The 26,568-nt window shown below is 65.8% G+C and carries 22 protein-coding genes, 1 tRNA gene and 1 pseudogene; 10 read left to right on the top strand and 14 right to left on the bottom strand.

All coding sequences use genetic code 11. The features are described 5' to 3' along the window. Positions 1 to 256 precede the first annotated feature (256 nt). Positions 257 to 838, top strand: coding sequence for a winged helix-turn-helix domain-containing protein (locus tag EDF56_RS14935; protein WP_243652616.1), 582 nt, complete (start codon positions 257 to 259; stop codon positions 836 to 838). A 21-nt stretch (positions 839 to 859) separates the two neighbouring features. Here the strand turns inward: EDF56_RS14935 and EDF56_RS14930 are convergent, their stop codons facing one another. Continuing rightward, positions 860 to 1,384 (bottom strand): molybdenum cofactor guanylyltransferase, encoded by a 525-nt coding sequence (locus EDF56_RS14930; protein ID WP_132388788.1) that lies wholly within the window; start codon positions 1,382 to 1,384, stop codon positions 860 to 862. A 190-nt stretch (positions 1,385 to 1,574) separates the two neighbouring features. On the opposite strand from EDF56_RS14930, the gene EDF56_RS14925 reads away from it, so the two are divergent. From EDF56_RS14925 to EDF56_RS26405, 3 genes and pseudogenes are all read left to right on the top strand, one after another. Next, positions 1,575 to 1,648, top strand: a tRNA-Cys gene (locus EDF56_RS14925). A gap of 135 nt (positions 1,649 to 1,783) precedes the next feature. Beyond that, positions 1,784 to 2,128: pseudogene (locus EDF56_RS26410) on the top strand (AAA family ATPase); the annotation flags it as partial. Continuing rightward, positions 2,064 to 2,324: an AAA family ATPase gene (locus tag EDF56_RS26405; RefSeq protein ID WP_243652615.1), complete on the top strand. Its 261-nt coding sequence runs from the start codon at positions 2,064 to 2,066 to the stop codon at positions 2,322 to 2,324. The pseudogene EDF56_RS26410 and the gene EDF56_RS26405, both read left to right, overlap by 65 nt. Positions 2,325 to 2,328: 4 nt before the next feature. On the opposite strand, the gene EDF56_RS14915 is transcribed toward EDF56_RS26405, so the two are convergent. Then, positions 2,329 to 3,342, bottom strand: coding sequence for a KpsF/GutQ family sugar-phosphate isomerase (locus EDF56_RS14915; protein WP_243652614.1), 1,014 nt, complete (start codon positions 3,340 to 3,342; stop codon positions 2,329 to 2,331). 21 nt (positions 3,343 to 3,363) lie between these two features. After that, the gene (locus tag EDF56_RS14910; RefSeq protein ID WP_132388786.1) at positions 3,364 to 5,163 is read right to left on the bottom strand and encodes a hypothetical protein; all 1,800 of its coding nucleotides are present in this window, start codon (positions 5,161 to 5,163) and stop codon (positions 3,364 to 3,366) included. A gap of 277 nt (positions 5,164 to 5,440) precedes the next feature. On the opposite strand from EDF56_RS14910, the gene EDF56_RS14905 reads away from it, so the two are divergent. Then, positions 5,441 to 7,834: an HAD family hydrolase gene (locus tag EDF56_RS14905; RefSeq protein WP_132388784.1), complete on the top strand. Its 2,394-nt coding sequence runs from the start codon at positions 5,441 to 5,443 to the stop codon at positions 7,832 to 7,834. Positions 7,835 to 8,293: 459 nt separating this feature from the next. After that, positions 8,294 to 8,596: a hypothetical protein gene (locus tag EDF56_RS14900; RefSeq protein ID WP_165912201.1), complete on the top strand. Its 303-nt coding sequence runs from the start codon at positions 8,294 to 8,296 to the stop codon at positions 8,594 to 8,596. A 196-nt stretch (positions 8,597 to 8,792) separates the two neighbouring features. Here the strand turns inward: EDF56_RS14900 and EDF56_RS14895 are convergent, their stop codons facing one another. The 8 genes from EDF56_RS14895 to EDF56_RS14860 form a co-directional block, all read right to left on the bottom strand. Next, positions 8,793 to 9,473, bottom strand: a complete 681-nt coding sequence (locus EDF56_RS14895; protein ID WP_132388780.1) for a flagellar hook capping FlgD N-terminal domain-containing protein — start codon at positions 9,471 to 9,473, stop codon at positions 8,793 to 8,795. A gap of 12 nt (positions 9,474 to 9,485) precedes the next feature. Further along, positions 9,486 to 11,054: a flagellar hook-length control protein FliK gene (locus EDF56_RS14890; RefSeq protein WP_132388778.1), complete on the bottom strand. Its 1,569-nt coding sequence runs from the start codon at positions 11,052 to 11,054 to the stop codon at positions 9,486 to 9,488. An 82-nt stretch (positions 11,055 to 11,136) separates the two neighbouring features. Beyond that, positions 11,137 to 13,197: a flagellar biosynthesis protein FlhA gene (flhA, locus tag EDF56_RS14885; protein ID WP_243652613.1), complete on the bottom strand. Its 2,061-nt coding sequence runs from the start codon at positions 13,195 to 13,197 to the stop codon at positions 11,137 to 11,139. 137 nt (positions 13,198 to 13,334) lie between these two features. Next, positions 13,335 to 13,841, bottom strand: a complete 507-nt coding sequence (locus EDF56_RS14880; protein WP_132388774.1) for a helix-turn-helix domain-containing protein — start codon at positions 13,839 to 13,841, stop codon at positions 13,335 to 13,337. After that, entirely contained in the window at positions 13,838 to 14,200 is a 363-nt protein-coding gene (gene fliN, locus EDF56_RS14875; protein WP_132388772.1) for a flagellar motor switch protein FliN, read from the bottom strand. The genes EDF56_RS14880 and fliN overlap by 4 nt, the downstream gene beginning before the upstream one ends. Before the next feature lie 11 nt (positions 14,201 to 14,211). After that, positions 14,212 to 15,768, bottom strand: coding sequence for a flagellar basal-body MS-ring/collar protein FliF (fliF, locus tag EDF56_RS14870; RefSeq protein WP_207904726.1), 1,557 nt, complete (start codon positions 15,766 to 15,768; stop codon positions 14,212 to 14,214). A 148-nt stretch (positions 15,769 to 15,916) separates the two neighbouring features. Continuing rightward, positions 15,917 to 16,726 (bottom strand): FliH/SctL family protein, encoded by an 810-nt coding sequence (locus EDF56_RS14865; protein WP_243652612.1) that lies wholly within the window; start codon positions 16,724 to 16,726, stop codon positions 15,917 to 15,919. 56 nt (positions 16,727 to 16,782) lie between these two features. Next, a complete protein-coding gene (locus EDF56_RS14860) occupies positions 16,783 to 17,817 on the bottom strand; it encodes a flagellar motor switch protein FliG (RefSeq protein ID WP_132388766.1) in 1,035 nt (344 codons plus the stop codon). A 102-nt stretch (positions 17,818 to 17,919) separates the two neighbouring features. On the opposite strand from EDF56_RS14860, the gene EDF56_RS14855 reads away from it, so the two are divergent. From EDF56_RS14855 to EDF56_RS14840, 4 genes are all read left to right on the top strand, one after another. Continuing rightward, the gene (locus EDF56_RS14855; RefSeq protein ID WP_132388764.1) at positions 17,920 to 20,679 is read left to right on the top strand and encodes an SBBP repeat-containing protein; all 2,760 of its coding nucleotides are present in this window, start codon (positions 17,920 to 17,922) and stop codon (positions 20,677 to 20,679) included. A 28-nt stretch (positions 20,680 to 20,707) separates the two neighbouring features. Next, positions 20,708 to 21,133, top strand: coding sequence for a flagellar basal body protein (locus EDF56_RS14850; RefSeq protein ID WP_132388762.1), 426 nt, complete (start codon positions 20,708 to 20,710; stop codon positions 21,131 to 21,133). 772 nt (positions 21,134 to 21,905) lie between these two features. Then, positions 21,906 to 22,943: an XRE family transcriptional regulator gene (locus EDF56_RS14845; RefSeq protein ID WP_243652611.1), complete on the top strand. Its 1,038-nt coding sequence runs from the start codon at positions 21,906 to 21,908 to the stop codon at positions 22,941 to 22,943. 211 nt (positions 22,944 to 23,154) lie between these two features. Next, on the top strand, positions 23,155 to 24,387 hold the full coding sequence (locus EDF56_RS14840) for a bifunctional diguanylate cyclase/phosphodiesterase (RefSeq protein ID WP_165912200.1): 1,233 nt from the start codon (positions 23,155 to 23,157) through the stop codon (positions 24,385 to 24,387). A 248-nt stretch (positions 24,388 to 24,635) separates the two neighbouring features. On the opposite strand, the gene EDF56_RS14835 is transcribed toward EDF56_RS14840, so the two are convergent. The 3 genes from EDF56_RS14835 to EDF56_RS14825 are packed head-to-tail and all read right to left on the bottom strand — an operon-like array spanning position 24,636 to position 26,510. Beyond that, the gene (locus tag EDF56_RS14835; protein WP_132388758.1) at positions 24,636 to 25,058 is read right to left on the bottom strand and encodes a flagellar biosynthesis protein FlgN; all 423 of its coding nucleotides are present in this window, start codon (positions 25,056 to 25,058) and stop codon (positions 24,636 to 24,638) included. Continuing rightward, a complete protein-coding gene (locus EDF56_RS14830) occupies positions 25,048 to 25,362 on the bottom strand; it encodes a rod-binding protein (RefSeq protein WP_132388756.1) in 315 nt (104 codons plus the stop codon). The genes EDF56_RS14835 and EDF56_RS14830 overlap by 11 nt, the downstream gene beginning before the upstream one ends. 17 nt (positions 25,363 to 25,379) lie before the next feature. Continuing rightward, positions 25,380 to 26,510: a flagellar basal body P-ring protein FlgI gene (locus EDF56_RS14825; protein WP_132388754.1), complete on the bottom strand. Its 1,131-nt coding sequence runs from the start codon at positions 26,508 to 26,510 to the stop codon at positions 25,380 to 25,382. Between the last annotated feature and the right edge of the window lie 58 nt (positions 26,511 to 26,568).

Below are 26,568 nucleotides of genomic sequence, written 5' to 3'. Positions count from 1 at the left end.
AATTTCAGCCTACAATATACTCGTACTGTAAAATTATAGGTATTGTTCCGAGGCCTTCATCCGCTCAGGGTGCGGGCTTCGGAACCACCATCGACCTTGCGGAATAGGGGGGGGAATGACCTATCTGGGCAAGAGCGACTGCCATGCGCCACGTTTTCGTTGGCTGGCACAGCAAACAATACCGGCTGAGCTGGATCTGCGCCGGTGCGGCTGGATCCTTGAGCCGGAACATCTGCCGTCGGCCGATTGCATCGGCATGATCGACGCACTCCATCTCGATTCCGGGCAATGGCTGACCTTGCTCAACGCATTGCCACAGGACCAGCGGCGCACGGTGCTGGTAACGGGCGTGAGCGAGGCCTGCGAACGCGCCTCGCTGCTTCATGTCGGCTTCGGCGATGTGCTGTCGGAGGCGATCGAACTGAACGAGCTGGACGCCCGTGCCAGCCGCCTCTCCCAATTCGCGCAGTGCCTGCCGCGTCGGCGCCGCATCGGCCGCCTCACGCTCGACCTGCTCGCGCGAGAGGCATTTGGAGACGGCGAGCCGCTGAACCTCAACCCGCGTGAGTTCGCCCTGATCTGGCGCCTTGCTGATTCGCTCAATGACACCGTTAGCAAAGAGACATTGATCTACGACGTCTGGCGCATGGGCTTCGTTCCCGAGACCAACAGCGTGGCCGTCCACATGTCACGCCTGCGGCGCAAGCTGGCGTTCGTCGGGCTTGCGGGCGTGATCGAGACATCGGCCAATGGCGGCTACCGCCTGCTGACGCCTTCGGTCGACGTTCCGGCCATCGACCGTCCTCTCCACGCAAGCGCCGAAACGCTCTCCCATTGAAGGGCGCTCATTCGAGTCCCTTCAATTAGAGCGCTTCAGCGCGGCAAGATCCTCCGGCGTGTTGATATTGGCGATGGCCATCGGCAGTTCGATGGCCCGCGCGCCGATACGTTCGGCAAAACGCCGCATCGCATGCGGCTCGTCGCTGTGCAGCAGGGCCTCCAGCGTCGCCGTGGCTGAAACCGGCCAGATCCCAATCACCGGCTGCGCGGCCAGATAGGCCGGAGCGCGGCCAAGCCGTTCCGGCAGATCGTCGGGCAAGGGCCCCGAATCCACCCCGCACGTCAGCACTTCCGTATAGCCCTCATCCTGCGCATGGCGCATCGCGGCGGCCAGCCCGCCCAGCGGCCCCATGCCCGCGGCAGGCCAGTCGGGCAGCGTCGGCGCCGGAGCCGTCTCCCGCCCTGTCACCACGACATATTCGCACCAGCCCGAAAGCGTATCGACCGCCAGCGCCAGCAGACTGTGCCCGTCCAGCATGGCCAGCGCCTTGTCGCTGCCGAACCGGGACGACTGCCCTCCGGCTAGAACCGCTCCGAGAATCATGGCCAGGCTCCTTGGTAAGACGGGGTATGAAGACAGGAAATCCCAGCGGGAGACACCCCTGTCGCGAAAGCACCCAGCGTTGGCTAGGTTCCCACGCCCACGCGAACCTGTCGATGAAATTCGCCGGAGGTGTGAATCCCGGTTGCGTCCGACCGAATCCGTTGTTAGGGGCGCCTCTCTCCACACGGATGGCCCGATGGCGGAGTGGTGACGCAGAGGACTGCAAATCCTTGCACGCCGGTTCGATTCCGGCTCGGGCCTCCATCTCTTTCTCTCGGCATGGACTGAGAGCATCGCGTAAAAGCCTGTTTTCAAGCATTTTACGCGATACTGTGGACGCCACTCCCACCATAGCTCCTCGATACCGGTTCCGCCGCTTCCGGCCCGGAGGTATCTCCCATGAACAGATTCATCGTGATTTCCGGCTGTTCCGGAGGCGGCAAGTCAACGCTGCTCTCCGAACTGGCGCGGCGCGGGCATGCGATTGTCGAAGAACCGGGCCGCCGCATCGTCGCCGAGGCGCGCGAAGGCGATGGATCGATGCTGCCATGGGTGGACCCGGCCGCCTTTGCCGAACGCGCGATTGCCCTCGCATTGCAGGATCGCCGGGACGCGGCACATTATCCGGGCCGGGTTTTCTTCGATCGCGGACTGATCGACGCCGCCGTTGCGCTCGAACATGCCCGAGGCGCGCCGCAGGTCGATCAGCTCGGCGAGCATCGTTATCACCGGCAGGTCTTCCTCACGCCCCCCCTGGCCGGAAATCTACCGGCAGGATGGCGAGCGTCGGCACGGCATCGACGCCGCAGTAGCCGAGTACAACCGGCTACTGCAGGCCTACCCCCGCCTCGGATACGAAGTCGTCATTCTGCCCAAGGCCCCGGTCGAAGAGCGGGCCGATTTCCTGCTGGGCCTGCTGGACAACAGCCCGGCCGAATGACCTGTCAGGGGCGCAGCAGGTCGTAGCTCTGGACCATGCCGGCGAGCCGCCCTTCGTGGTCCACGACGGGCACCACCGACAGCGGCCGCCCCGCTTCCTGAAGCAGCAGCAGCACATCGGCGATCACCGCGCCCGCTTCGGCCACCACCGGTTCGGTCTGCATGATCTCGCCAGTGCGCGTGGCGTAGATGTCGCGGCGCGATTCGATCACGCGGCGTACATCGCCGTCCACGACGATGCCGAGCAGCTTGCCCGCCGGATCGACGACGCAGACCGCGCCCATGCATCCGGCGGAGATCACCGTTATCATGTCCGCCACGCTCGCGTCCGGGCTGACGGTGGGCAGGTCCGCACCCTTGCGCATCACGTGACGGATCGGGATCATGTGGCGGCCGAGCAGGCCGGCCGGGTGATGGCGCAGGAAATCCTCGCGCGTGAAGCCGCGCGCGCGGCTGACCGCGACGGCGAGCGCGTCGCCGATCGCCATCTGCAACGTGGTGCTGGACGTGGGCGCCATGCCGATATGATCGGCCTCGCCCTGCACATCCATCGGGATCAGATGCTCGACCACGTGCGCCAGCGGCGATTCCGCGCGGCCGATAATGCCAATCAACCGGCATCCGCGTGCCTTGAGAATCGGCAGGATGCGCATGATCTCTTCGGTCGAGCCGCTGTTGGAGAACAGCAGCACGACATTCTCGGTCTGCACCGCGCCCAGATCACCATGGGCCGCCTCGGCCGCATTGAGGAAGAAGGCGGAGGTGCCCAGGCTGGAGAACGTCGCCGCCACTTTCGCCGCCACCAGACCGGACTTGCCGATGCCCAGGCACACGATCGGCCGCTCCTGCGCCGCGATCAATGCGACTATGGCAGGAATGGCGCTATGATCGGCCGTCAGATAGTGACCGAGCGCATCGCGTTCGGCCGCCAGCACGTTGCGGAACCAGAGGGTTTCCACATCGCCGACGGAACCCGGCTCGTTCATGACCCGGAAGTGGGCGATAGTATTGTTCAGCATATGTTTCTCCGCCCTGCCCCGTCACGCGCACTTCTGCAAGAGCGCCGAGCGAAGCTGCCGGTTTTCCCGCTCCACATCGCCGTTCCAGGTCGCCAGACCGAAACGGCGCACATCGACCTGACGCCAGAACAGCCCCGGATCGCTATCGAGCAGATGGAATTTGCTTAGAGCATTGGCGCATTGCGATCCCATGTCGATCACCTCGGCCAGTTCGGTGAGGTAGAAATGAAGCGGCCGCGCAGGATCGCCCATGTGCTCGCGGTGAGAGCTGGCGGCAGCGTGCAGCGCGGTGTCGACCCCTTGCTGGAGCGCGCGCCGTGCCTCGTCGCGGTGGCCGTTGGCGATATGGATCCGCGCCTCGTAGAAAGCGGCGCCCACTGCCTTGGTGGCGAGAATCGGGGAGAACGCCTGCCAGTTCGCCTCGGCCGCGGTCCGGTACCTGTTCAGCGCCTCATCGCGATCTCCGACAAGTTCGCAGAGCCGCCCGGCAAGGAACGAGAGCGAGATCGCCCAGCGGCCGACATGCGGCGGTGCATCGGCTCCGACGGCCGCCACATAGCCCCGAATGGCCTCGATCAGCGCCCCAACCGCGCTGCCCGCGCGCGTTTCCAGCACCCGGTAGCCATAGACGGTCAGCGCCGCGCCCTGATCCGCCGAGCCGGGACGTGCATTGGCGATCACATATTCGGCCAGCCGGGTCAGCGTTTCCTCGTTACCGAGCCGCTCGCCCATCTGCACCATCGAGCGATAGAGCCAGGGATTGTCATAGGCATTGCCGAAGTCCGCGAGCGTCGCCGTTTTCATCTCCACGCCCTCGAAGGCGGGATGGCGGAACGCGGCGGCCTGATCGGCACCCGCCAGCGGATTGGCAGAGACGACCACGCAGAACCATGGGCCGTTCGATGCCTGATCCAGCGGCACCGGCGCAATCATCCGCGCGCCCAGCGGATCCTGCGTGAGCGGGGTCAATTCGTAGCGGCTCTCGACCAGAAAACGGCTGGAGAGCGCGGCGTTCAGGGTAGGCCAATCCGCCGGCAGCGCTTCGCCGGGCTGCTGCGCGCTTCGGATCACCAGGACCAGTCGGCCGTCGGACTTGAGCACGCGCATATAGTCGTCGAGCCGCGCTTCCCAGCCGCGCGGCATCGCGGGCTGCATCGCCACCACCAGGTCGAGCGACCGGTCCGCGACAGTGCGCAGCGTGGGATCGACGCGGGCGGCGCCCTTCTCTTCGCCCTCGCTCCCACTGTGCGCATCCGCGACCTTCCGGACCGTCGCGGCCTGCGACAGCGCCTCCAGAATACGCGCGCCATCGGCCGCATAGGCACCGTCGACCAGCACCGTGTCGCCCAGCCGGACGTGATTGGCCGCCTGCGCATAGCGGGCGATCACCGCGTCCCCCTCCACGCCGCCAAGGCCGAGCAGGCCCTCTCCCGAACCTGCGCGCGCGCGGCAATAATAGCTGAGCGGCGGCAGCGCATGGCCGTTCCACGCGGCATATTCGGCGTGGTTCATGCCGCCGGGATGGCGGCTCCAGCCCTCGGCGAAGAGCGCACGCTCCACTTCGTCGCGGCTCTTGCCCGCTGATTGGAGGACCAGCGTGTCCACGCCGCGATAGGGCGCGACGGCTTCGACCAGCGTCCCCGCCGCACCGATGCGCGGCCACTCGACGAAGCCGACCACGGTGCGCTCATCCGGCGCGGTGTGGAGTTCGCAGCCCAGCAGCGCCAGTTCCTGCGCCAGCCGGCCATGGGCCGAAAGATCGAGCGCGATGCGGCAGGGTCCGAGCCGCGCAACGATTGCAGCGGCGTTGTGGATGCTCATGGCGGCTTTCTCACTCCAATGACGTGGGCTGCTCCGCCACCTTGCGAAAGCGCTGGGTGGGGCGGCGTGGGGGGCGGCGGGACGGCCTCGGAACGCATCCGGGATCGCCTCGCGATCATGGTATTTATAGGATAACTCCCGCCCGTTTCGACAAGGGCACCCGGCAATTCCTTCCCCTATCCCTTCCCGCGCCCCGGATGCCTTCGTTTCCCTCTATATTTAGGCATGGCCGCGCACCGGCCCCGATCCGCCTTCCGTCCATTTCCCGAGGGATGCCATGTCCACAAACTCCATCCGCGCTGCGGCCCTGCCCAATTTTCTGGACGCGCTGCCGGCGGACCTGCCGATCACCCATCTCTCGCTCGACTGTTTCGACACGCTGATCTGGCGCAACACCCAGGCGCCGTACGATCTGTTCGCCGATCTGCCGGTCACCGGCGGCGCGCTGGTGCCGCGTCAGCAGGCCGAATCGCGCGCCCGCATGAACGCGCCGCATACGCAGGGCCGGTACGAAGTCACGCTAGACGAGATCCACGCCGAACTGCTGCCCCGCCACAGCAAGGAAGAACGCGCGGCGATGGTGCAAGCCGAACTGGACGCCGAGGCGCGCCACTGCTTCGCTTTCGGGCCGACGCGCGACCTGATCCTCGATGCCAAGCGGCGCGGCCTCAAGGTCGTGATCGTGTCTGACACCTATCTGTCCGAACCGCGCCTGCGCAATCTGATCGCCGAAGTCGGCGGTGCCGATCTTGCGGCCATGATCGATCGCATCTTCTGCTCGTGCGAATATGGCGTCGGCAAGGCGGGCGGCCTGTTCAAGCCGGTGCTCAAGGCGCTCGGCATCCGGCCGCAGCAGATGCTCCACATCGGCGACAACCTGATCGCCGACCTCGAAGCGCCGCGCCTGCTCGGCATCCCGAGCATGCATCTGACGCAGTTCGATACGCAGGCCCAGCAGCGCCTGCGCATGGAAGCCGCCGCCGCCAGCATGATCGATCCGGCCACGCGCGTAACCGTCCCGGTCTACCAGCCGCACCGCGCGCAGATCGCGATGCGCACCGATGGCGATCCGACGACCGCTTTCGGCCATGACGTGCTCGGCCCGCTGATGCACGGCTTCGCTTCGTGGGTCCGCGACGAGGCCGAGGCGATGGAGCGCGCCACCGGCCGGCGCGTGAAGCTGCTGTTCCTCCAGCGCGACGGACACTTGCCCGCCCGCGCCTTCAGCGCGCTCTATCCCGACTGGGCCGACCGCGTGGCCGAACCGGCGATCAGCCGCGTGATCGCCGTCGCCGCCAGCTTCGTCGACGAGGCGGCGATCCGCGAATTCATGGCCCCGTGGCTGTCACCCAATGTCGAAAAGACGCTCACCAAGGCAAAGCTCTGCCTACGCCAACTGCTCTTCGACGATCGCGAGATCGAGAAGCTGCTGCAAGGCAAGCCCCTTGAAGGTTTCGGCGCGCGCGTGCTCCAGCCCGTCAATATCGCCAGGATCCTGAAGCGCTCCGCCGCATTGGGCGAGCGCATGTTCCAGCACTTGCGCAATCTCGGCGTCGAGCAGGACGACGCGATCATGATGATCGACCTTGGCTATAACGGATCGGTCCAGAATGCCGCCGAACCGCGCCTGCGCAAAAGCATGGGGCTGGAGGTCGTTGGCCGCTATCTCCTGCTGCGCGAAAACACGCCCTCCGGTCTCGACAAGAAGGGCTACTTCGACACGCGCCACTACGATTACAACGTGCTGTCGACCCTGTTCAGTTCCATCGCCGTGGTCGAGCAGTTCTGCACGATGTCGATCGGCTCCGCCGTCGACTACCAGGTCGACGGCACCGCGATCCGCGATGCCGTGAACGTCGATCAGGCGCAGAGCGAATGCCGCGAACTGGCGCAGGAGGCCTGCCTCGTGTTTCTGCGCGGCATCGGCTCGGCCTTCGTCAAACCGCCCCGCTCGGACAACGCCGAAAGCCGCCGCATGGCTGCCATGGGCGTGATCGGCCGGCTGGTGACGATGCCGATCGATCAGGAAGTCGAACTGCTGAAGACGTTCAGCCACGACGCCAACTTCGGCGTCGACGACCTGATCCAGATGTCAGACCTTGAGGGCGCCCAGCAGAGCATCCGCCGGCGCGGCTTCTTCTACACGCGCCATGCCGAGCGCATGTACCTGCCGGGCGAGCTTCAGCAGTTCGGCCTGCCGCTGAACCTGTCGATCTTCGGCATCCGCCGCTTCAATCTCGATTTCGCAAAGGGCGATATCGATATCGAGGCGCTGGAACTGCCCATCCAGGTCTATGGCGGCGGCGATTCCGCGGCCCATACGGTGGGCGCCCACCGCACCGCCGACGGCTATTTCCGCGCCATCATTCCCATCGGCATGGGTCAGTACTCGATCGGCGTGTTCCTTGGCCGCCTGTTCGAATACGTGCAGTTCGAGGAAATCAGCGTGCAGCCGGTCAAGGCCCTGACCGACGAGGACGTTACCCCCGCGACCGTGGCAACCGACGGCATGGAGGAACTCTCGCCGGGCCTCTACCGGATCGACGGGCCGCAGGGCTTCATGGTCGTGCCTGCCGTCGCCAGCGATGAGCAGATGCTGCTGAACCTTGTCTTCCGCCCTATCGTCACCCGGTCGGAAGCGCAGGCCCGCGCGAACCGCCAAGCGGCCTGATCGCGATCCGGCGCCGCCCTTTCGGGCAGGCGCCGGACGGCCTTCCCGAGGCGAATGACAAGACGCCCGTCGCACACGCGGCGGGCGTCTTGTCGTGTATACCTTCCGGACAAGAAGCCATGCCGGGCTCTCCCGCCCGGCGGTCATATATCGGTCACGCCCGGTCGTTAGGGGCGACGCTCCGAAACGGTCTGCGGGGCGTAATTTTCGGGTCGGTAACGATATAGGGAAAAACCCCCATATGCGGGGATAACCATCCAGAAAATATACATTTTTAACGCCTCCACCCCCCCTCATAAAACCCATAAGGGAAATCCCTTAGTTGGTTGCGTAGTATACGAAAGCCATTGGTCATTCGTGATGATCAAACACTCCCAGGGTCCGAGGGGCGCGGACACATCAAGCACAGCGGGATGTATTCTTGAGAGTATAATGACGAAAAATTTACCTTCGGGGCGCGTGGAAAACATCGACTGTTATGCAATGTCGCAGATCGAATACTGGTTCTCTCTCAAACTGAGAGTCGATTCTCCTGGCAAGCTCTGGCAGGCAGCCGCCTTGCGCTGTCTGGCTCAACCCGGAATTTGCGAGGATGATGTCGCCGAGATGATCGGTCCTGCCGATGATCCGTCGATCGCCGATTGCCTCATGGTGTTGGCGCTGCCCGAGCATGTGCCAGGCTGCACACGCCTTGACGTGGCGCTCGGCAATGAGGGAGCCGACGATGGCGCAGACCTTGTGGCGATGACCGCATCGCGCTGACGCCCGGCGCTACAGACACGATCAAGGCCGGCGTTGGGCAACGCCGGCCTTGATAGATACGAAGCCCGAGGGTCGCAAACCGGGCTGGTAGATGTGCGCCGCGACGGCGCTGCCTATATGCTGTCGAACAGCCTCCACCCATCTTGAACGCCAATGCGGCGACGGGGCCCGCCAGCCCCGTCGCCGCCGGCGGGCATCAGATGTTGGTGCCGGACGCGGCGATTGCCACCAGCCCGTCGACCGACATGCGGATGCCGTTGACGCCCAGCATGATCGTCGAACCATCCGTCACCACGTCGGAGACCTTCGCCACCGAGTTGATCGTCGTATCGAGCGTGTCGCCCGCCGCATCGGTTGCGGTGACCGCCAGCGTATAGGCGCCGTTCGCCGCCTTGGTGCCGTCAGCCTGGGTACCGTCCCACTCGTAAGTGCCCTGCGCGGTGGGATCGAGCGTGACCGTCTGGACCACCTTGCCGTTGGAATCGGAGATCGTCGCGGTGACCGCCGTAGGCGTGCCATCCACATAATACGTCCAGTGCGCCGGATCGTCGCCCAGACCCGCCACCGGGGAATCGAAGCGCGCTTCCTTGCCGATGAAGCTGGAAGCCTGCGCCATGTCCTGCGAGCTGAGCTGGGTGAGGATGTCGCTCAGCTTCGAGTTCTGCTGGATCGACTGCTCCACCTGCGAATACTGCACCAGCTGCTGCGTATATTCCGAGGTGTCGGTCGGGTTGAGCGGATCCTGGTTGGTCATCTGCGTGGTCAGCAGCTTGAGGAACAGGTTGTAGTCCGACAGCAGGCTCGTGGTGGAGGCCGCAGTCGGATCGGTCGTCGAGGACGAGCCGCTTGAGGACGAAGTGTTCGAGATCGTGGTCATGCTGCTGGTGTCCTATGCCATGAGATCGACGTGGCCGCTGCTCCTGAGCGACCGGTAGGCCGGGTCGTCGCCCCCGCTGAATCCATCCGATTGGGCCTGCTGGCCCTGCCAGCGCTGACCGCCCTGACTGCCGCTCTGGCCATTGCCCTGACCGGTGCCCTGCCCCATGCCCTGCCCACCGGCGCGCGTATCGAACCGCAGCGACTGGCTGTCGGCACGGATGCCCGCATCGGCCAGCGCGCGGTTGAGATCGGTGCTTTCACGGCGGAGCATGTCGGTGGCCGTGGTGCTGTCCGCCGACATGACCGCGCGCAGCACGCCCTGATGGTCGAACGAGAGGCGCACATCGATCCGGCCCATGTCGCGGGGGTCCAGCTTGATCAGCAGATCGTTGCCGCCCTTGTCGAGCGCGCGGGCGATTTGCACGCCCATGTCGGTGCCGAACTGTCCCTCGCGCACGGTCACCGTCGCGGACTGCGCGGCATTCTGCGCGGCGGCAGGATAAGGCAGTGCGGCCGGACGGCTCACAGCGGCGGCGAATGTCTGCGACAGCACCGGGGCCGACAATGTCGAACCGTTCGCCGGAGCCGGATCGGCAGCCGCCAGACCGGCGTCATGCGTGGTCGCGGTGGCGTCTCCCGCAGCGTGCCCCGTGCTGGTGCTCGTACCGGTTGCCTCGGTCGTGGCACCGAACGCTGCCTGCTTTGCGGGTCCGCGCGCGGATGCTGCCGAGGCGAGCGTGACAGCGGGACCGCCCTCGACCTTGCCCTTGGCGTCCTTGCCCTCCGAAGCGTCGGCCGTGTTCCCGGCTACGGCTTGCGGTGTTCCGGCCAGAGCCACCTGCGCGGTCGTGGTGGTGGCCGCTGTAGCGGCCAGTTGGGCACCGGCCTGCGGTAGGATCGGCAGCGGCACGGTCTGATCGTCCGCATCGGCGGAATGGGCGCGGTCATCGGCCTTGCCCGGCTCTGTGGTTTCGCCTGCCTTGGCATCACCGGTGCCGGTGGTTTCGGCAGGTGCCGCATCGGCGGCGGCGGCAGGCTCAGCGGCTTCGGCCAATGCCAATGCTGCCTGCTTTCCGGCTGCGGCCTTGTGCGAAGCCATGTTCATCGGCTTGGCCGCGAGCGGCGTCGCAGCCTGCGCGCCGTTCTGACCCAATGTCGCGGCCGGGTCCGGCGTCAGCGCCGCGCCCGCATCTTCGGCAGGTACGGTCTCGATAGCGGGCACCGTTTCCTCGGCGGCCGCCAGCGTATCGGCAGCGACATCGGCGGTTGCCGTCTCGGCCGGGGCGGCTTGGGTGGCCGCATCGTCCTTCCCGGAGGCCGCATCCTTGGACGCCGTGGAACCCGACTTTGCCGGGGAATCAGATTTGGACTGAGCCGCCTTGGCGGGCCGGTCGCTTTTTACCGGGCGACTGGGCGCCGGACGGCTGTCGCTATCGTCGGCCGCGTGATCCACCATCGTTCCGAAGGACGCGGCCTTGCCGTCGTCGCCACCCGCCGAGTTGTCGGCCGGACGGGGCGTGCTGGCAGCGCTCGCAGCGGGTGCGACCATCGGAAACGCGGGATTGATGGAAACTGTCATGTGTCGCTACCCTGCGCCGGCGTCGACCGGCTACTTCCTATAATAGAGTGGTTTGCGCCTTTCCGGTCGAAAGGCCCTCCCCTCACCCGATCGTGCCAAGGCTGCGCAGACGCGCGCGCGGGTGGATCTCGTTTTGCGAGAGCACCACGGTCGCCGGGCGCACGCGCTCGATGATCGAGCGGACGAAGGGCCGCAGCGGCGGGCTGGTGAGGAGGCACGGGATCTCGCCCTGCGCGGCGAAGCGGTCGTAGGACTCGCGCACGGCGGCGATGAACGCTTGCAAGCTGGAGGGCGCCATGGCCAGATGGCGGTCGTCGCCCTGCCCGACGATGGCCTCGCCGAAGGCCTCGTCCCATTCGCCGCCCAGCGTGACGATGGGGATCGTCCCGTCGAACGTCTGCTGGGCCGAGATCTGCCGGGCAAGGCGGGCGCGCACATGCTCGGTCACTTGCGTGAGATTGTTGGTCATCGCCGTCGATTCCGCGATGCCTTCGAGGATTGTCGGCACGTCGCGGATAGAGACGCTTTCCGAAAGCAGGTTCTGCAGGATCCGCTGCACGCCCGAGATCGAAATCTTGGCCGGGATCAGATCCGCGATCAGTTTCTCGGTTTCCTTGTGGACTTCGCTCAACAGCTTCTGCGTCTCGGTATAGGAGAGCAGATCGGCGATGTTGTCCTTGACGATCTCGGTCAGGTGGGTGGTGACGATAGTGCCGCAATCGACCACAGTGAGGCCCCGGAAGCCCGCTTCCTCGCGCATCTCGCGGTCGATCCACAGCGCCGGAAGCTGGAACACCGGTTCCTTGGTCGGCTCACCGCGCAGGCCCGTCTCGCCGCCCGCCGCATTGATGACGAGCAGCTTGCCGATGCGCAGTTCGCCGCGCGCAATCTCGGTCTCCTTGACGAAGACGATATATTCGTTGGGCTGGAGCGCCATGTTGTCGAGAATGCGGACGGCGGGCAGCACGAAGCCGAAATCGATCGCCATCTGGCGGCGCAGCGCCTTGACCTGATCGTCCAGGCGCGGCTCGGCACTGGCGTCGTTGATCAGCGGCAGCAGTCCGTAGCCGAGTTCGATGCGCAGCGCGTCGATGGCGAGCGTGCGGGCAATCGGCTCTTCCGCCTGCGCCGCCTCGCGCTGCTTGTTCTGCGCGGCTTCGATCCGCTCGCGCACGACTTCAGCTTCGGCCTTCTTGGTCATCGTCCAGGCAGCCCAGCCGCAGAGCCCGGCCAGCGTGGCGAAGGGGATGAACGGCAGGCCGGGCATCAGCGACAGCGTGCCCATCAGCGCGGCAACGATGCCGAACGCCTTGGGATAGCGGCCAAGCTGCTCGCCCAGCGCCGCGCCGGTCTTGCCGGTGACGCCGCCCTTGGAGACCAGCAGGCCCGCCGCCGTCGAGACGATGAGCGCCGGGATCTGGCTGACAAGGCCGTCGCCGACGGTGAGGATCGTGTAAGTCTTGAAGGCTTCGCTGAACGGCACGCCGTGGATGGCCACGCCGATGATGAGGCCGACGACGATGTTGATCGCGGTGATCAACAGGCCGGCGACGGCATCGCCCTTCACGAACTTGGAGGCACCGTCCATCGCGCCGTAGAAGCCGCTCTCGGCCTCGATCTCGGCGCGGCGTTCGCGGGCCTGCGCCTCGGTGATGGTGCCGGCGTTGAGATCGGCGTCGATCGCCATCTGCTTGCCGGGCATGGCATCGAGGCTGAAGCGCGCCGCCACTTCGGCGATGCGGCCCGCGCCCTTGGTGATGACCACGAAGTTGATGACGACGAGGATCGCGAAGATGGTGAGGCCGATGACGGTCTCGCCGCCCATCAGGAACTCGCCGAAGGCCGCGATCACGCCGCCCGCCGCATGGTGCCCCTCATGCCCGTGGCCGAGAATCAGGCGGGTCGAGGCAAGGTTGAGGCCCAGCCGCAGCATCGTCACGATCAGCAGGATCGTCGGGAAGCTGGAAAGCTGGAGCGGCTTCTCGATGAACAGCGCCGTCATCAGGATCAGCACCGAGGCAGTGATCGAGAGGGCAAGGCCCATGTCGAGCATCCAGCCGGGCATCGGCAGGATGAGCATGGCGATGATCGCCGTGACGCCGAGCGCCAGCGCAAGATCGCGGCTGGGGCCCAATCGCGCCATCAACTGGTCTAGCCTGGGAAGGACAAGGGCTTTCATCGCGTTACCCGATATATGGACGGCGGTTGGAAGCGGACCGGACGGCGCCCGGCAGCATCAGGACAGGAGAGACGGAACCGAAGAGGCACCGCGGGCGGCCGCTAGTGGCGGACCAGCCCCGGCGGCAGCACTTGCCCGTCGGCCAGGAAGGTGCGCAGCTTGTTGCGCATGGTGCGCACCGAGATGCCCAGCATCGACGCCGCGCTGGTGCGGTTGCCCGCGCAGCGTTCCAGCGTCTGGAGGATCAGCTCACGCTCGACATGATCGATGCTGTGGCCCACCAGCCCGCTGACTGCACGACGGAACACCAGCTTGCCCGGCCTTTCGCCGCGCAGGCGCGCCATCACGTCGGGCAGGTCCACCGCGAATTCGATCACCGCGACATCGCCGCCGCAGCGCCAGGTCTCGCGGATCGCGCCGCCGGCGGTACCGACCGCGATGCTGGCGGCCGAGCCGCGCACCATCTCCACCGCCAGCCCCATCGCCGTGCCCAGCTCTCCGACCAGCATGAGCCGGGTGGCATCGGCAGGTGGCGCCTCGGCGCTCAGCTCGGTTCCGGGTTCGGGGCCGGGATCGACAACCGCGTCGGATTTGCCGGACGGTATCATCCGTCCTGCCTCACGATTTCGGTGAGCGTCACGCCCAGCGTGCTGTCGATCAGCACCACTTCGCCGCGCGCGATCAGGCGGTTGTTGACGAAGATGTCCACCGGCTCACCCACGCGGCGGTCGAGTTCGACCACCATGCCGGGCTTGAGCCGCAGCAGATCGCCGATGTCCATCCGCGAGCGGCCGAGCACGGCCTGCACTTTCACCGGCACGTCGAACACGGCCTGAAGATCGTCGGGCGTCGGCGGCGTCTCGGGACGCGGGGTCCAGGGGCGCGCTTCGGTGAAATCGCCGGCAGGCGCATCGTCGTCGTTCAGGAACGCCGGGGCGAGCTGGCGGGGTTCGAGGTCGTCGCTCATGCGGGGGCCTTTCAACTGTTCATCCATTGGCGGATCACCGAAGCGGATTCGGCGGGACTGGAGGAGATGGCATCACCGATGCGGCGCAAGGCGGAGAGCTTGATGCGGCCATCGACCTGAGCCAGCGCGATTTCCTGATCGAGCAGCGGCTCGCCATTCTCTCCGCGCAGCTCTTCAAGGCGGCGCAGCGCATCGGGATCGCCGTCGGCCGCGCGTTCGCCCAGCGACAGCATCTCGCCATCGGCCAGGCGCGGTTCGACCACGCCTTCAAGCAGCGGCGGCGGCGGCATCAGCTTGGGCTTCAGCATGCGCAGGCCGATCAGGACGATGCCGCCGACAAGCACGATCTTGAACACGTCGAACAGACGGTCCCAGGTCAGGCCGAACGGCAGACCGGCGGACGCGCTGTCGACATCCTGCGGCGCGTTGAACGCCATGTTCTCCACGACCACGCTGTCCCCGCGCGAGGCATCGAAGCCCACCGCGTTCTCGACCAGTCGCTGCAGGCGCTGGATCTGCGGGGCAGGCAGGCCCTGCGGCCCACCGTCCACCATCACGGCAACGGTCAGACGGCTGAGCTGGCCGGGATTGCGCACCGCGACCTTCTGGGTGCGGCTGTTCTGGTAAGTGGTATCTTCCGAGGTCTCGTTGCGGGCGGCGCGGCGGTTGCTGCCGCCGCTGCCGGCAATATTGGCCTGGTTGTCGGGAAGCTGCGTGCTCACGGAGGCGCCCTGTGCGCCGGCGCCGTTCTCGTCATTCTGGTCGTTCGATTCGACCGTGACCTGATGCGCGACGACCTGCTTGTCGGGATCGTAGGATTCCGATTCCTCGCGGACCTGATCGCGTTCCAGCACGGCGGCGACTTCGGCGCGCACCTTGCCCTGGCCTACGATCGGCGCGAGCATCGCCTCGATCTCGTCGCGCAGACGTCCCTCGATGGCCGACTGGCGCTCTTCGAGATCGCCCGAGCCACCGGCCCCGGCATCGCCCGCGCGCGCCAGCAGCGCACCGGTTTGATCGACGATCGACACGGCGTCGGGCGTGAGATCGGGCACCGATGAGGACACGAGATAACGGATCGCCTGCACCGTCTCGTTCGGCAGGCGGCCCATCGTCTTCACGGTCACGGCGGCGCTGGCCTTGCGCGGTTCGGTCTCGAACATCGCGCGCTCGGGCATGACGATGTGGACGCGGGCCTTGCTCACTTTCTCCACCGTCTCGATCGAGCGGGCGAGTTCGCCTTCGATCGCGCGGGTTTCGTTGAGCTTGGCGCGCGAGGAGGAAACCCCGAAAGGCTCCTCGGAATCGAGCACTTCGTAACCGATCTTGCCGCCAAGCTGTTCGCCGGCCAGCGACATGCGCAGCTCGGCCAGCTTGTCCACCGGGGCCATGACCGCGCTGCCATCGGCCGAAAGCTGGAACGGCACGTTCTGCGCCTTCAGCTTTTCGGTGATCGACTGGGCAGCGGCGGGATCGAGATCGGAGTAGAGGTAGCCCATCTCGCTCGCGGGCGTGCGCAGCGCCATCCAGGCGAGCCCCCCGAGCATTGCGAGGGCCACGCCCCCCATCAGCAGGGCCCGGCGCAGGCCTATCTGCTCGATAAAGTTGCGCAACGCGTTCAAGATCGCCTCTTAATCCCGGCGAGGCCCCCCTGGCTTCGCTCACGCTCATTATAGGATAAGAGACTAGGCAACTCTTGCCGGTCGCCGGAAAAGTTTACGCGGCGGCGTCGAGCCCCGAAATCTGCCCATGATCGGTGTCCTGATGGGCTGCTTCAAAGGTGTGTTCGGCAGCTTCGGAACCGACATCTTCCGCCATTTCCGACACTTCTGCCACTTCGGTCCGGGTTTCCACCGCAGCCAGCACCGGCGCATCGCGTCCCGGGCCGAGCAGACCGGCCAGTTCGGCCAGCACCGCCGCGCGGCGCGCACCGGCATCGACGCCAAGGCCGCCCTCGACCCAGCCAATGCGGGCATCGGCGGGCGAGACGGCCGGATCTTCGACCACCAGGACCTGAAGCGTCCGGCGCTCGGCCGCCTGACGCGCGGCTACGACATGTTCGACCAGTTCGCGCATCGAGGGATGGACGCGGACCGTGATCTGGGTGCTGCGCGCGACTTGTTCGAGCGCGCGGGACAGCGCCTCGTCGATGGCGCGCGCGGGTTCCAGCGAAACGGCGTGGCCGGCCAGCATCTCGGCAGCGAGCAGCGCGACCGAGGCCGCCTCGCGCGCGACCAGATCGGTCACTTCGTCGAAACGGCGGGCCACGTCGTCAAGCCCGGCATGGAGCGCGTCGGTCGCGGCCAGCAGCGCAGCATCGCGTTCGTGGCGCGCCTGCGCCAGCCCGGCCTCGAAACCGTCAGCACGCGCGCGGGCGAGTTCGGCGGCGTGATCTTCACGCATCCGTTCGATGCGCGCCTCCATTGCCGCCAGTTCCTCGTGCAGCGCTTCGCCGCCTTCCTTTTCCTCAGCCTCCGCCGAGGAAAAGCGGAAGACCCTGTCGAAGCCGAAGGGCTGAATGCTCATGGCCATCTCCATTGGCGCGAATCCGCTCTCACTTATCGTTAACGAACTGCTAAGTCTCAGTAAATCATCGCATCATCGCTCTTGGGATCGACCAGCATGATCTCGCCGCGATCTCCAAGCGACTTGGCCAGACGCACCAGCGCGGTCTGCGCTTCTTCGCACTCGCGCGCGCGGACGGGGCCCATCGCGGCCATGTCGTCGCGCATCAGCTTGGCGGCACGTTCGGTCATGGCATTGAAGAACACCTTCTTCATCTCGTCCGGCGCGCCCTTGAGCGCCAGCGCCAGCTCGCGCTTGTTGCAATTGCGCACGATCGTCTGGATCGCACCCGGCAGCAGGTTCGCCAGATCCTCGAACGTGAACATCAGCGCGCGGATGCGTTCGGCCGATTCCGGTGCCTTTTCGTCCAGCTCGCCGAGCATGGCCTCTTCGGTCGAACGGTCGAGCGCGTTGAACAGTTCGGCCATCATCTCGTGGGGATCGCGGCGCTGCGCGCGTGAGAGATTGGTCATGAACTCGCTCTTCAGCGTCTGCTCCACCTGGACCAGCACGTCCTTCTGCACCGTGTCCATCCGCAGCATGCGCATGACCACGTCGGTCGCGAAATCGCGCGGCAGTTCGGCCAGCACGCGCGCGGCGTGATCGGGGCGCAGCTTGTGCAGGATCACCGCCACGGTCTGCGGATATTCGTTCTTGAGGTACCCCGCGAGCACGGCTTCGCTGACGTTGGACAGCTTGTCCCACATCGTGCGGCCGGACGGACCGCGGATGTCCTCCATGATCTCCTTGACCTTGTCGACCGGGAGAATCCCCTCCAGCAGCCGCTCGGTGCTCTCGAACGAGCCGTGGAGCGAGGCCATGCTGGAAACTTCGCCGGAGAACTGCACCAGCAGGTGCTCAACCACCACCGAAGGCACGCGGCCGAGCTGGGCGATGGTCGCCGAAAGCTCCTTTATTTCCTCGGTCGTCAGCTGTTCCCAGATCGGACCGCCCTGCTCGTGCCCAAGCGACAGCATCAACGCGGCAGCGCGTTGAATTCCCGAATACTTCTTCAGCTCGGGTGGTTCGCCGATGGCGGCCATCATCGTCACGTCTTTCATCCCCAAAAAAGTCCGCAATACCGACCTGTCGGCGAATGCAACCGTCTATCTTATAGGATGATAGTGGGCGGGTGCGAAGCCCGGGAGGCAGTTTTGACGATAAACACCAACAATGCGCTGATCGGACTTTCGATCCTGGGCGGAACCAGCGCCTATTCGAGCGCCCTCTCGTCAACCAGTTCGACGGATACCCCGGCGGTGACCAAGGCCAAGGCGGCCTTCACGATGGCGCCGACGACCCCGCCGTGGAAGTTGGACGATCCCAGCGCCTCCACCTCCACCAGCGCGCAAGTCACCGCGATCCAGAAGTTGCTGTCGATCGTGGACGAAAAAACCTACGACCGTGACAGCACGCTGGACAACCTGCCCGACGTCAAGGCCACCTTCACGATCTACAAGGCATTGGACCGGTTGCAGACGCTGGCCGAGAGCGCCGCCAGCACCAGCACCTCGGCCGCCCAACGCGCCTCGCTCGAAAAGACGTTCGCCAAGGGCCTCAGCGACCTTCAGAGCTATATCGGCTCGGCCGATACCGATCTGCTGACACTCAACTTCGGTACTTCGGCCAGCCAGGCGAAGACGATCGCGGTGGATAAGCCCGATGTCACCGGCGCGGTCGCCGGCAATCCCATTTCCACCAAGGAAGGCGATGCGATCGCCGGCCTGACCGGCAACGAGATCTTCCAGGTCACCATGACCAAGGGTACGACCACCCAGACGGTCAATGTCGACCTGTCGCAGTCCACCCAGCCGCCGACGCTCGATTCGGTGGCCGCCGCGCTCAATGCCGCGATCGGCGCCCAGCCGCAGCTCGACGCCAATGGCGATCCGGTGCTCGACGCGGACGGCAAGCCCGTCAGCGAGTGGCAGTCCAACTTCACCGTCAAGTACGACAGCGATTCCGAAAAGTGGGGCCTCGTCTTCAACCCGTCGGGCATTGAGAAGGTCTCGCTCGAACAAGTCGGCGCCGGCGATTCGATCATGGTCGCCAGCGGCGAGACCCGCAAGGATTCGACCACCGACGCCAGCGTCTACCGCTTCGGAGACATCGACGGCTCGCTGAGCTGGGAGCGCCTCGGCTCGATCAACGCCGTCGACGCCGCCGCCACCGCGCAGGCCCAGACCGCGGCCGCCGCCAGCACGACGACCACCACCTCCTCCAGCAGTTCGTCCGGCAGCACCGCCACCCCCGACTACACCGTCGATGCCGCCACCTCGGCGCGCGGGATGGTGACCGATGCCGATGGCTTCAGCTACGTCGTTGGCACCACCAATGGCGACCTTGGCAGCCAGGTCACCGACGGTTCGAACGACATGTTCCTCACCAAGATCGATTCCGAAGGTCAGGTGGTGTGGCAACGCAATCTGGGCGCCGCCGGCTCGGCCTCGGGCTCGGCCGTCACGATCGCGCCCAACGGCGACATCGTCGTGGCCGGCTCGGTCAGCGGCGATTTCAATAACAGCGATCCAAGCCAGACCGACCTGCTGGTGGCGCGCTTCAGCAGTACCGGCAACGAACTTTCGACCACCGCGATCCGCCAGACCGGCACCGAAAGCGCCAATGCGGTGACGGTCGGCAACGACGGCAGCATCTACATCGCCGGCCGCGCATCAACCGGCGGCGGCGATGCCGTCATCGTCAAGCTCGATTCCACCGGCAAGTTCGTCGAACGCCGCACGATCGACAGCGGCGGCAACGACATGGTCAACTCGCTCGCCATCGACGGCTCGGGCAACCTGCTGGCGCTGACCAACGAGGACGGCGTTGCCAAGCTGCGCCAGATCGATGCAAGCTCGCTGTCGAACGACCTCAACTCGGTCACGCTCGGCAATGTCGAGGCGCGCGCGATTTCGGTGTCCGACACCGGCGAGATCGCGGTGGTAGGTGCCGCCAGCACCCCGGTAGGTGGCGATCAGGTCAATGCGATCAGCGGGTCGCGCGATGCTTTCGTCACCCGCATCGATTCCGGCCTCACTTCCGCCAGCACGACGTATATCGGCACCTCGGACGACGATCAGGCCGATAGCGTCACCTGGCTCAACGGCACGCTCTATGTCGGCGGCCGCACGGCCGGCACGCTGAGCGGGACCAAGGCCGGCACGGTGGACGGCTTCATCGCCCGCGTCGATGGGGACACCGGCGCGGTGCAGACGGTCTCGCAATGGGGCCTCGTCGCCTCGACCGTGGAGCCGGTGCGCATCACCACGCTGGCGGGCGGCGACAACGCCCTCGGCGCGCTCGGCCTGCACAGCGGAACGCTGAACCCGACGACTTCGGCAACGCTGGTCTCGGAGACCAGCTTGCGCGCGGGCGACGAGTTCTCGGTCATGGTGGACGGCGGCGATGCCCGCAAAATCACGATCGACGAAAACGAGACGATGACCACGCTGGCCGCCAAGATCAAGAAGATCACCGGCACCAACGCCACGGTCACGACCTCGCTGGTCGATGGCCAGACGACGCTCAAGATCACCGTCGCCGCCGGGCACACGCTGGTGCTGGGCGCCGGGGGCGACGGCAAGGACGCGCTGGCCAAGCTCGGGCTTTCGCCGGTCAAGCTGAGCACGCCCAAGGTCAAGACCGCGACCGATGCCAAAGTGACGCCGGGCGGCGCGTACAGCCTCGCGCTCACCAGCGCGCTGAGCCTGACCGACTCCAAGGCCGCCTCCGTCGCGCTGACCAAGGTCAAGTCGGCGCTTTCGATGATCCAGACCGCATATCGCTCGCTTTACTGGGACTCGGGCAAGGCGTCGCTGGTCAACGGCACGCTCTCCACCGGCAGCGGATCGGCCTATCAGCAGAAACAGCTCGCCAACTATCAGGCCGCCCTGACGCGCCTCACCAGTTCCTGATTCTCCGGCTCTTTTCGAGGAATATCCGATGTCTTCGCTTCCCCCTCTGCTGGATGGCATGGCCGCCTCGATGAAGGCGATGGCCGAGCACCAGCGCGTCATTTCCGAGAACATCGCCAACAGCGAGACCCCCGGATACAAGGCCCGCACCGTAACCGCGCCCGACTTCTCGTCGCTGGTCGCGCAATATGGAGAAGCCACCGGGGCGCCGCATGTCTCGCGCCCGCATATAGAATTGTCCGCCTCGATGTCGGCACTGGGGGCGCGGCCCCCGCAAGGCGGCGGGCGCATCGTGGTCGACAGCGATACCAGCGAGACCAAGCCGGACGGCAACAATGTCACGCTGGAAGACCAATTGCTGACGCTTGGCCAGGTCCAGGCGGACTACACGGCCATGACCAACATCTACAAAAAGCAGATCGGCCTGCTCAAATTGGCCCTTGGACGCGGCTAAAATCGCGCGCGGCTGAACGGAACTGACCGTCCGCCCATCCCCATATAGAATCGGACGGGATTACTCTGGGCGCGCTCCTTCGGGAGTGCGCCCTGTTTTGTTACAAAGATGCAATTCACGTCGAAATTACAGGAACAAAAGAGCGATTTCGGCGTTCATTCAATAAGATGCGCAATTTCCAGAATTCCGAGCCTATCAGGGTCTGGTCCCCTTCCGGCGTGCCCGGCGCCCGTTGCGCGCGCCCGCATTTCCGCAAGTTCTCACAGTATTATGCACTTTATTTCAAAGATTTGCTGGTAGCGCTCTCAATCAGGCTGCTGTCCCAAAATGGACGTTACAGGGTCCAGGTAACCGTTAAAAACCTGCAATCGGTGCGATACAATGACCATTCACCCTAAAGTCATCATACTAGAAGGCATGGGGTCATCCGCGAACGCGCCCTAACTTGACCCGTTTTGAACCATCATCCCAAGAGCGATATTGACCCTGTTTAAGGATCATGAAACATCTTGGGCATTGCAATGAAATTCGAGCTTCAATGACCGAAAAATCAGTTCGATCTGGCAGGCGGGCAAGGACGGCTACTGCATCCGTACCCGCAACCCTTGAGATCGACGCCTGCCGCAGTCTGGTATTTCCAAACGGGATAAGGAAATTTCGCAAGCAACAAAATATAGGCTCATTGCTGGAACTGGCCGAACGCCTTCCGGACATTACCTATATTCGACTTTCCAAGATCGAACGTGGCGAGGTTTTCGCTCGTGCCCCGGAAATGCGCGCCATCGCAGCCGCACTCCAGGTCGATCCGCTGGATCTGCTTGTGGACATCGACGATCCCGTTTTCGATATCGAGGACTGGGCAGAGCCGATCATGGGTAACGACCGCACCGATCCGGAGGCTGACCGCCTCGCGGTTCTGGTGGCGGCGGCCGTGCGCGCCCGCCGCGTTGCCGACGATACACTGACCATCGCCGTACTCGAAGAACAGTACGGGATTGCGCCCGTAATCCTCTCGCGCATCGAAAACGCCCACAAGCCCTACGACCGCTGGAACGACGAAGTGCGCGGCTCGCTGCGCCGCCTGTTCGGCGTGGCCGACGATGCCGCGCTCGCGGCCGCCGTCGTCGCAGCCTGCGCGCGCGGCGAACTCGACGCGTTCCTGTCGCTGGTCGCCAATCCGCAGATCCGCATCACCAAGACCCGTACCCGCACCGCCGCGCTGCGCGCCGAACTGGGTGGTTCTCCGGCCGTTTCCGCCGAGGCCCCCGCGATGCGCCAGGCCGGCGCTTCCGGCGCAAGGGTACTCAACGCATCCATCGGTTCTTCGCTGGAGACATCCGTGCTCGAACGCCCGGTTCCCGTGCTCGATGCCGCCACTCCCCCGGCGTTCGCGCCGAAGGCACCCGAGAGCCCGGCGCCCGCGCAGCCCCTTGGAGAGGATGCATCGGTCCGGCTGGTCCCCGTCTTCGGATCGCCGCTGCCCGATGGCCTGCTCGCCCGCACGCCGACCGGTACATTCGTGGAAGTGCCGCGCAGCGCCGGGCCGAACGCCTATGGCCTGCGCATCGGCCGCTCGACGCTCGGCGCCGGGCTGCCCGGCCGCGCCGTGCTGGTGGTCGATCCCGATCGCTTCCCCTCGGCCGGCGGTCTTGCCGTGATCGAGCAGGATACCGGCCTGCGAGTAATCGCCATCACGTTCGACCGGCAGGGCCACACCCTGGGCTTCAGCCTCAATCCCGATTTCGAAGTGGCGCTTGACGCATTCGACCCGGCCCGCATCGCCACGGTGCTGTCAGCTATGTTCGAATAGGCGCTAATTGTAGGACAACCCGGCCGTTGCGCACTCCAATCCCATATAATGGATTAAGGAGACAAGTTGACAGACGATGCGCAGCGCCAGCCAGCGAGATACGACCGCAGGGCACGAACGGAGACCGGGAAGCTATAGCCCGGAATTCGGGAGCGCCGGCGAGTCCCCGTTTGACGGGCACGAACCGCCGCTGCGGAGTGTCGAACGGGCCGTGGCGTTCCTGCGCGGAGACGATGGCGCTCCGCAGCCGCTTTCCCTGCTGATCCTCGATCTCGACAGGTTCAAGCTGGTCAATGACTTGTGCGGCCACGCCGCCGGGGACGAAGTCATCGCCATCGCCGCCGGACGCTGCGGGCGGATCGCGGCCAAAGTCTCGGGCCGGGTCGTCCATGTCGGCGGCGACGAGTTCGCCTGCGTCCTGCCCCTGAACGACGGCGCCGACCTCTCCGAGGCTGTGGCCGCAGATCTGCTGGACGTACTGGCCTCGCCCATCGTGCTGGGGCGGCACATGATCCACCTGACCGCCTCGATCGGCATCGCCAGCGATCCCTCGGGCACTACCACGCCCGAGCGGCTGCTGCGCGGCGCCTCGATCGCGATGTCGCGCGCCAAGGCTTCGGGCGGAGCTGCCGTGCGCCGCTTCACGCCCGAAATGCTTGCCACCCTGACCGACCGCGCGGCGCTGGAAGAGGCGCTGCGCTCGGCCCTGCTGCGCGGCGAACTGGTTCCGCATTACCAGCCCATCGTCGCCCTGCCCTCGCGCAAGATCGCGCGCTTCGAGGTGCTGGCCCGCTGGGAGCATCCGCATCGCGGCCTGCTGGGCCCCGACTTGTTCCTGCAAGTGGGCGAAGATCTCCGGCTGATCGACGACATGCTGTTCGGCCTGCTGCGTCAGGCCTGCCGCAACGCGCGCGAATGGCCGGACGAGGTGGGCCTTTCCGTCAACATGTCGCCGCAGCAAGTCTGCGATCCGGGCGTTGCCGCAAGGCTGCTCCAGATCGTCTTCGCCTGCGGCCTGCCGCCCGAACGGCTGACGGTGGAGATCACCGAGAACGCGATGGTGGACAACCTTGCCGATGCGCGCGCGACGATCGACACGCTGCGCGGGGCCGGTGCGCGCATCGCGCTGGACGATTTCGGCACGGGCTATGCCAGTCTGGCGCGGCTGTGCCACTTGCCGCTCGACACGATCAAGATCGACCGCACGCTGATCCAGGCGCTCGACAGCGACCCCGGGCGCAAGCTGGTCAACACGGTGCTCGACCTTGGCCGCAGCCTTGGCATGCCGGTGACGGCAGAAGGCATCGAGACCGAGGAGCAAGCCCGCTTCCTCGTCGAACGCGGCTGCGCCTTCGGGCAGGGCTTCCTGTTCGGCCGCGCGGCACCGGCTTCGGCGACCCTTGGTATGCTGGAAAAGGTGGGCAGCCCGGACGACGAGGTCTGACGGGCGCTTTTGGCCGGGGATTTGCCGCATCGGAGGCGCTACCCCTGCCTCGATATCGACGGTGAGCTGGCAGCCTCAAACCCCGTCGCCCCCGCGAAGGCGGGGGCCCCGCTTCTTGGCGACGTCCCGCCCCGCACAACAGAAGCGGGATCCCCGCCTTCGCGGGGATGACGGAGTTTGTGTTCGTAACCCGCTCCGTATTCGGGGGAATGGGTCCGTCGCCCAGTATTCCGCGCTGGTATTCCGCCTTAGTATTCGCCGTTGAACGAGATCGGCGTCGCCGCCTCCACGCGGGCCATGTCGCCGCTGGCGCCGTAGGTATAGGAACGGTTGCCGCTCAGCCGCTTGGCTTCCTCGGCGATGGCCGTCATCATTTCCATCGACAGTTCGATCTGCCGCTCCAGCAGCGCCGCATTGGCGATCGAGGCCGCGCGCAGTTCGCTCAGGCAGTCCGACAGGCGCTCGCGCGTTTCCTCGTCCATCTGCTCGGTCCACTCCGGCTCGCGGCGGTTGCGACGGGCCAGCATTTCCTCCAGCGAGGCGACCAGACGCGCTTTCGCCGCTGCCAGCGAGGCAAGGTCCAGCACGCGCTCGCGGCGTTCCAGACGCTCGGTTTCCTCACGCATGACCAGCGAGAGCGAGGTCATGATCTCGATCATTTCATTCGGCATTGCCGGTCACTCCCTGAGGGTTGCCGCCCTGCATGCGGATGATCTGGGCCTGGACGGCCGAGGCGATGCCCAGCCCCTTGCCCTTGGCGATCTGGTTGCCGACCTGCTCGGCCAGGACCCCGCGGAACATTTCCTCGCCGTGGCCGCCCGAGAATTCGTCGCCCTGATCGACGCTTTCGAGCATCATCTTGGCGACCTGCCCGGCGAACACGCCTTCGAACTGGCGAGCCACGCCGGCCGGAGACTTGTCCGGCGAGGGAGAAACCTGCGGCGCCGGAAGCGACGTGATGGTGGTGTCGGTCATCTTGCTGCCTCCTTTTCTTATTGCACGGTGATCTCGGCCTGAAGCGCGCCGGCGCTCTGCAAGGCCTGAAGGATAGTGATGAGGTCACGCGGGCTAACGCCCAGCGCATTGAGCCCCGAGACCAGATTCTGGAGCGAGGTGCCCCCGGTCAGCATCGCCAGCGAGGCGCCGTTGCCGTCGTTCGCCTCGATCCGGGTGCGCGGCACGGTGGTCGTCTGCCCGCTGGACAGCGGCCCCGGCTGCGAAACGACCGGGCTCTCGGTCACGCTGATGGTAAGCCCGCCCTGCGCGATCGCAACCGGGCTCACGCGCACATCCGCGCCCATGACCACGGTTCCCGCCGCCTCGTTGATGACGATGCGCGCTGGCTGGTCGACCGGCACGGTCAGGTTCTCGATCCGGGTGACCAGCTCGATCACCGAGCCGCCGTGCGGGGTGATCTCCACCGTCGCGGGATCGAGCACGGTCGCGGCGCCCGAAACTTCGTTGTTGATCCGCTCGGCGATCCGCCGCGCGGTGGTGAAATCGGGGTTCTTGAGCGCCAGCTTGAGGCTCTGCGCAGAGCGCAGGTCGTAAGGCACCTCACGCTCGACGATGGCGCCGCCAGCGATCCGCGCGGTGGTCATCACGCCGCGGCTGAGCTTGGCGGCCGCGCCCTGCGCCTTGAAGCCGGAGACCGCGACCGGCCCTTGCGCCACCGCGTAGATCTCGCCGTCCAGCGCGCGCAGCGAGGAGACCAGCAGGATGCCGCCCTGAAGGCTGGTGGAATCGCCCAGCGCCGAGACCTGCACGTCGATCGTCGAGCCCGAGCGGGCGAACGGCGGCATCGTCGCGGTCACGGTCACGGCGGCGACGTTCTGGGTCAGCATCTGGTCGCCGCGAATGTTGACGCCCATGCGTTCGAGCATGGCCTGCAACGTCTCTTCGGTGAACGGCACGTTGCGGATACGGTCGCCGGTGCCTTGGAGGCCGACGACGAGACCGTAGCCGACCAACTGGTTCGGCCGCACGTTCTCGACATCGACGATGTCCTTGATGCGCGGCTGCGAGTCCGCAAAAGCGGTGCCCGGCGCGGCCAGCGCCAGCACGGCGGCAAGGGCTGGAGCCAGGACAGCGAGCGACGCGCGCTTCCGCGATTTCAGGGGCATCTGCATCAGTGTCCTTATAGGAAGATGGTTGAGCGCGCCGGAGCAGGTCATCGGGCTT

Origin of the sequence: Novosphingobium sp. PhB165 (genome assembly GCF_004341845.1) — a bacterium.
GTDB lineage: Bacteria > Pseudomonadota > Alphaproteobacteria > Sphingomonadales > Sphingomonadaceae > Novosphingobium.
The sequence above is the reverse complement of the archived record's forward strand: the minus strand, read 5'-3'. Positions and strand labels throughout refer to the sequence as shown.

Bases quoted from the DNA above. Each gene is read 5' to 3' on its own strand.
- EDF56_RS14935 (WP_243652616.1), top strand. From the start codon at position 257: ATGATCGACGCACTCCATCTCGATTCCGGGCAATGGCTGACCTTGCTC.
- EDF56_RS14930 (WP_132388788.1), bottom strand. From the start codon at position 1,384: ATGATTCTCGGAGCGGTTCTAGCCGGAGGGCAGTCGTCCCGGTTCGGC.
- EDF56_RS26405 (WP_243652615.1), top strand. From the start codon at position 2,064: ATGCCCGAGGCGCGCCGCAGGTCGATCAGCTCGGCGAGCATCGTTATC.
- EDF56_RS14915 (WP_243652614.1), bottom strand. From the start codon at position 3,342: ATGCTGAACAATACTATCGCCCACTTCCGGGTCATGAACGAGCCGGGT.
- EDF56_RS14910 (WP_132388786.1), bottom strand. From the start codon at position 5,163: ATGAGCATCCACAACGCCGCTGCAATCGTTGCGCGGCTCGGACCCTGC.
- EDF56_RS14905 (WP_132388784.1), top strand. From the start codon at position 5,441: ATGTCCACAAACTCCATCCGCGCTGCGGCCCTGCCCAATTTTCTGGAC.
- EDF56_RS14895 (WP_132388780.1), bottom strand. From the start codon at position 9,473: ATGACCACGATCTCGAACACTTCGTCCTCAAGCGGCTCGTCCTCGACG.
- EDF56_RS14890 (WP_132388778.1), bottom strand. From the start codon at position 11,054: ATGACAGTTTCCATCAATCCCGCGTTTCCGATGGTCGCACCCGCTGCG.
- flhA (WP_243652613.1), bottom strand. From the start codon at position 13,197: ATGGCGCGATTGGGCCCCAGCCGCGATCTTGCGCTGGCGCTCGGCGTC.
- EDF56_RS14880 (WP_132388774.1), bottom strand. From the start codon at position 13,841: ATGATACCGTCCGGCAAATCCGACGCGGTTGTCGATCCCGGCCCCGAA.
- fliN (WP_132388772.1), bottom strand. From the start codon at position 14,200: ATGAGCGACGACCTCGAACCCCGCCAGCTCGCCCCGGCGTTCCTGAAC.
- fliF (WP_207904726.1), bottom strand. From the start codon at position 15,768: ATGGGGGGCGTGGCCCTCGCAATGCTCGGGGGGCTCGCCTGGATGGCG.
- EDF56_RS14865 (WP_243652612.1), bottom strand. From the start codon at position 16,726: ATGAGCATTCAGCCCTTCGGCTTCGACAGGGTCTTCCGCTTTTCCTCG.
- EDF56_RS14850 (WP_132388762.1), top strand. From the start codon at position 20,708: ATGTCTTCGCTTCCCCCTCTGCTGGATGGCATGGCCGCCTCGATGAAG.
- EDF56_RS14845 (WP_243652611.1), top strand. From the start codon at position 21,906: ATGCGCGCCATCGCAGCCGCACTCCAGGTCGATCCGCTGGATCTGCTT.
- EDF56_RS14835 (WP_132388758.1), bottom strand. From the start codon at position 25,058: ATGCCGAATGAAATGATCGAGATCATGACCTCGCTCTCGCTGGTCATG.
- EDF56_RS14830 (WP_132388756.1), bottom strand. From the start codon at position 25,362: ATGACCGACACCACCATCACGTCGCTTCCGGCGCCGCAGGTTTCTCCC.
- EDF56_RS14825 (WP_132388754.1), bottom strand. From the start codon at position 26,510: ATGCCCCTGAAATCGCGGAAGCGCGCGTCGCTCGCTGTCCTGGCTCCA.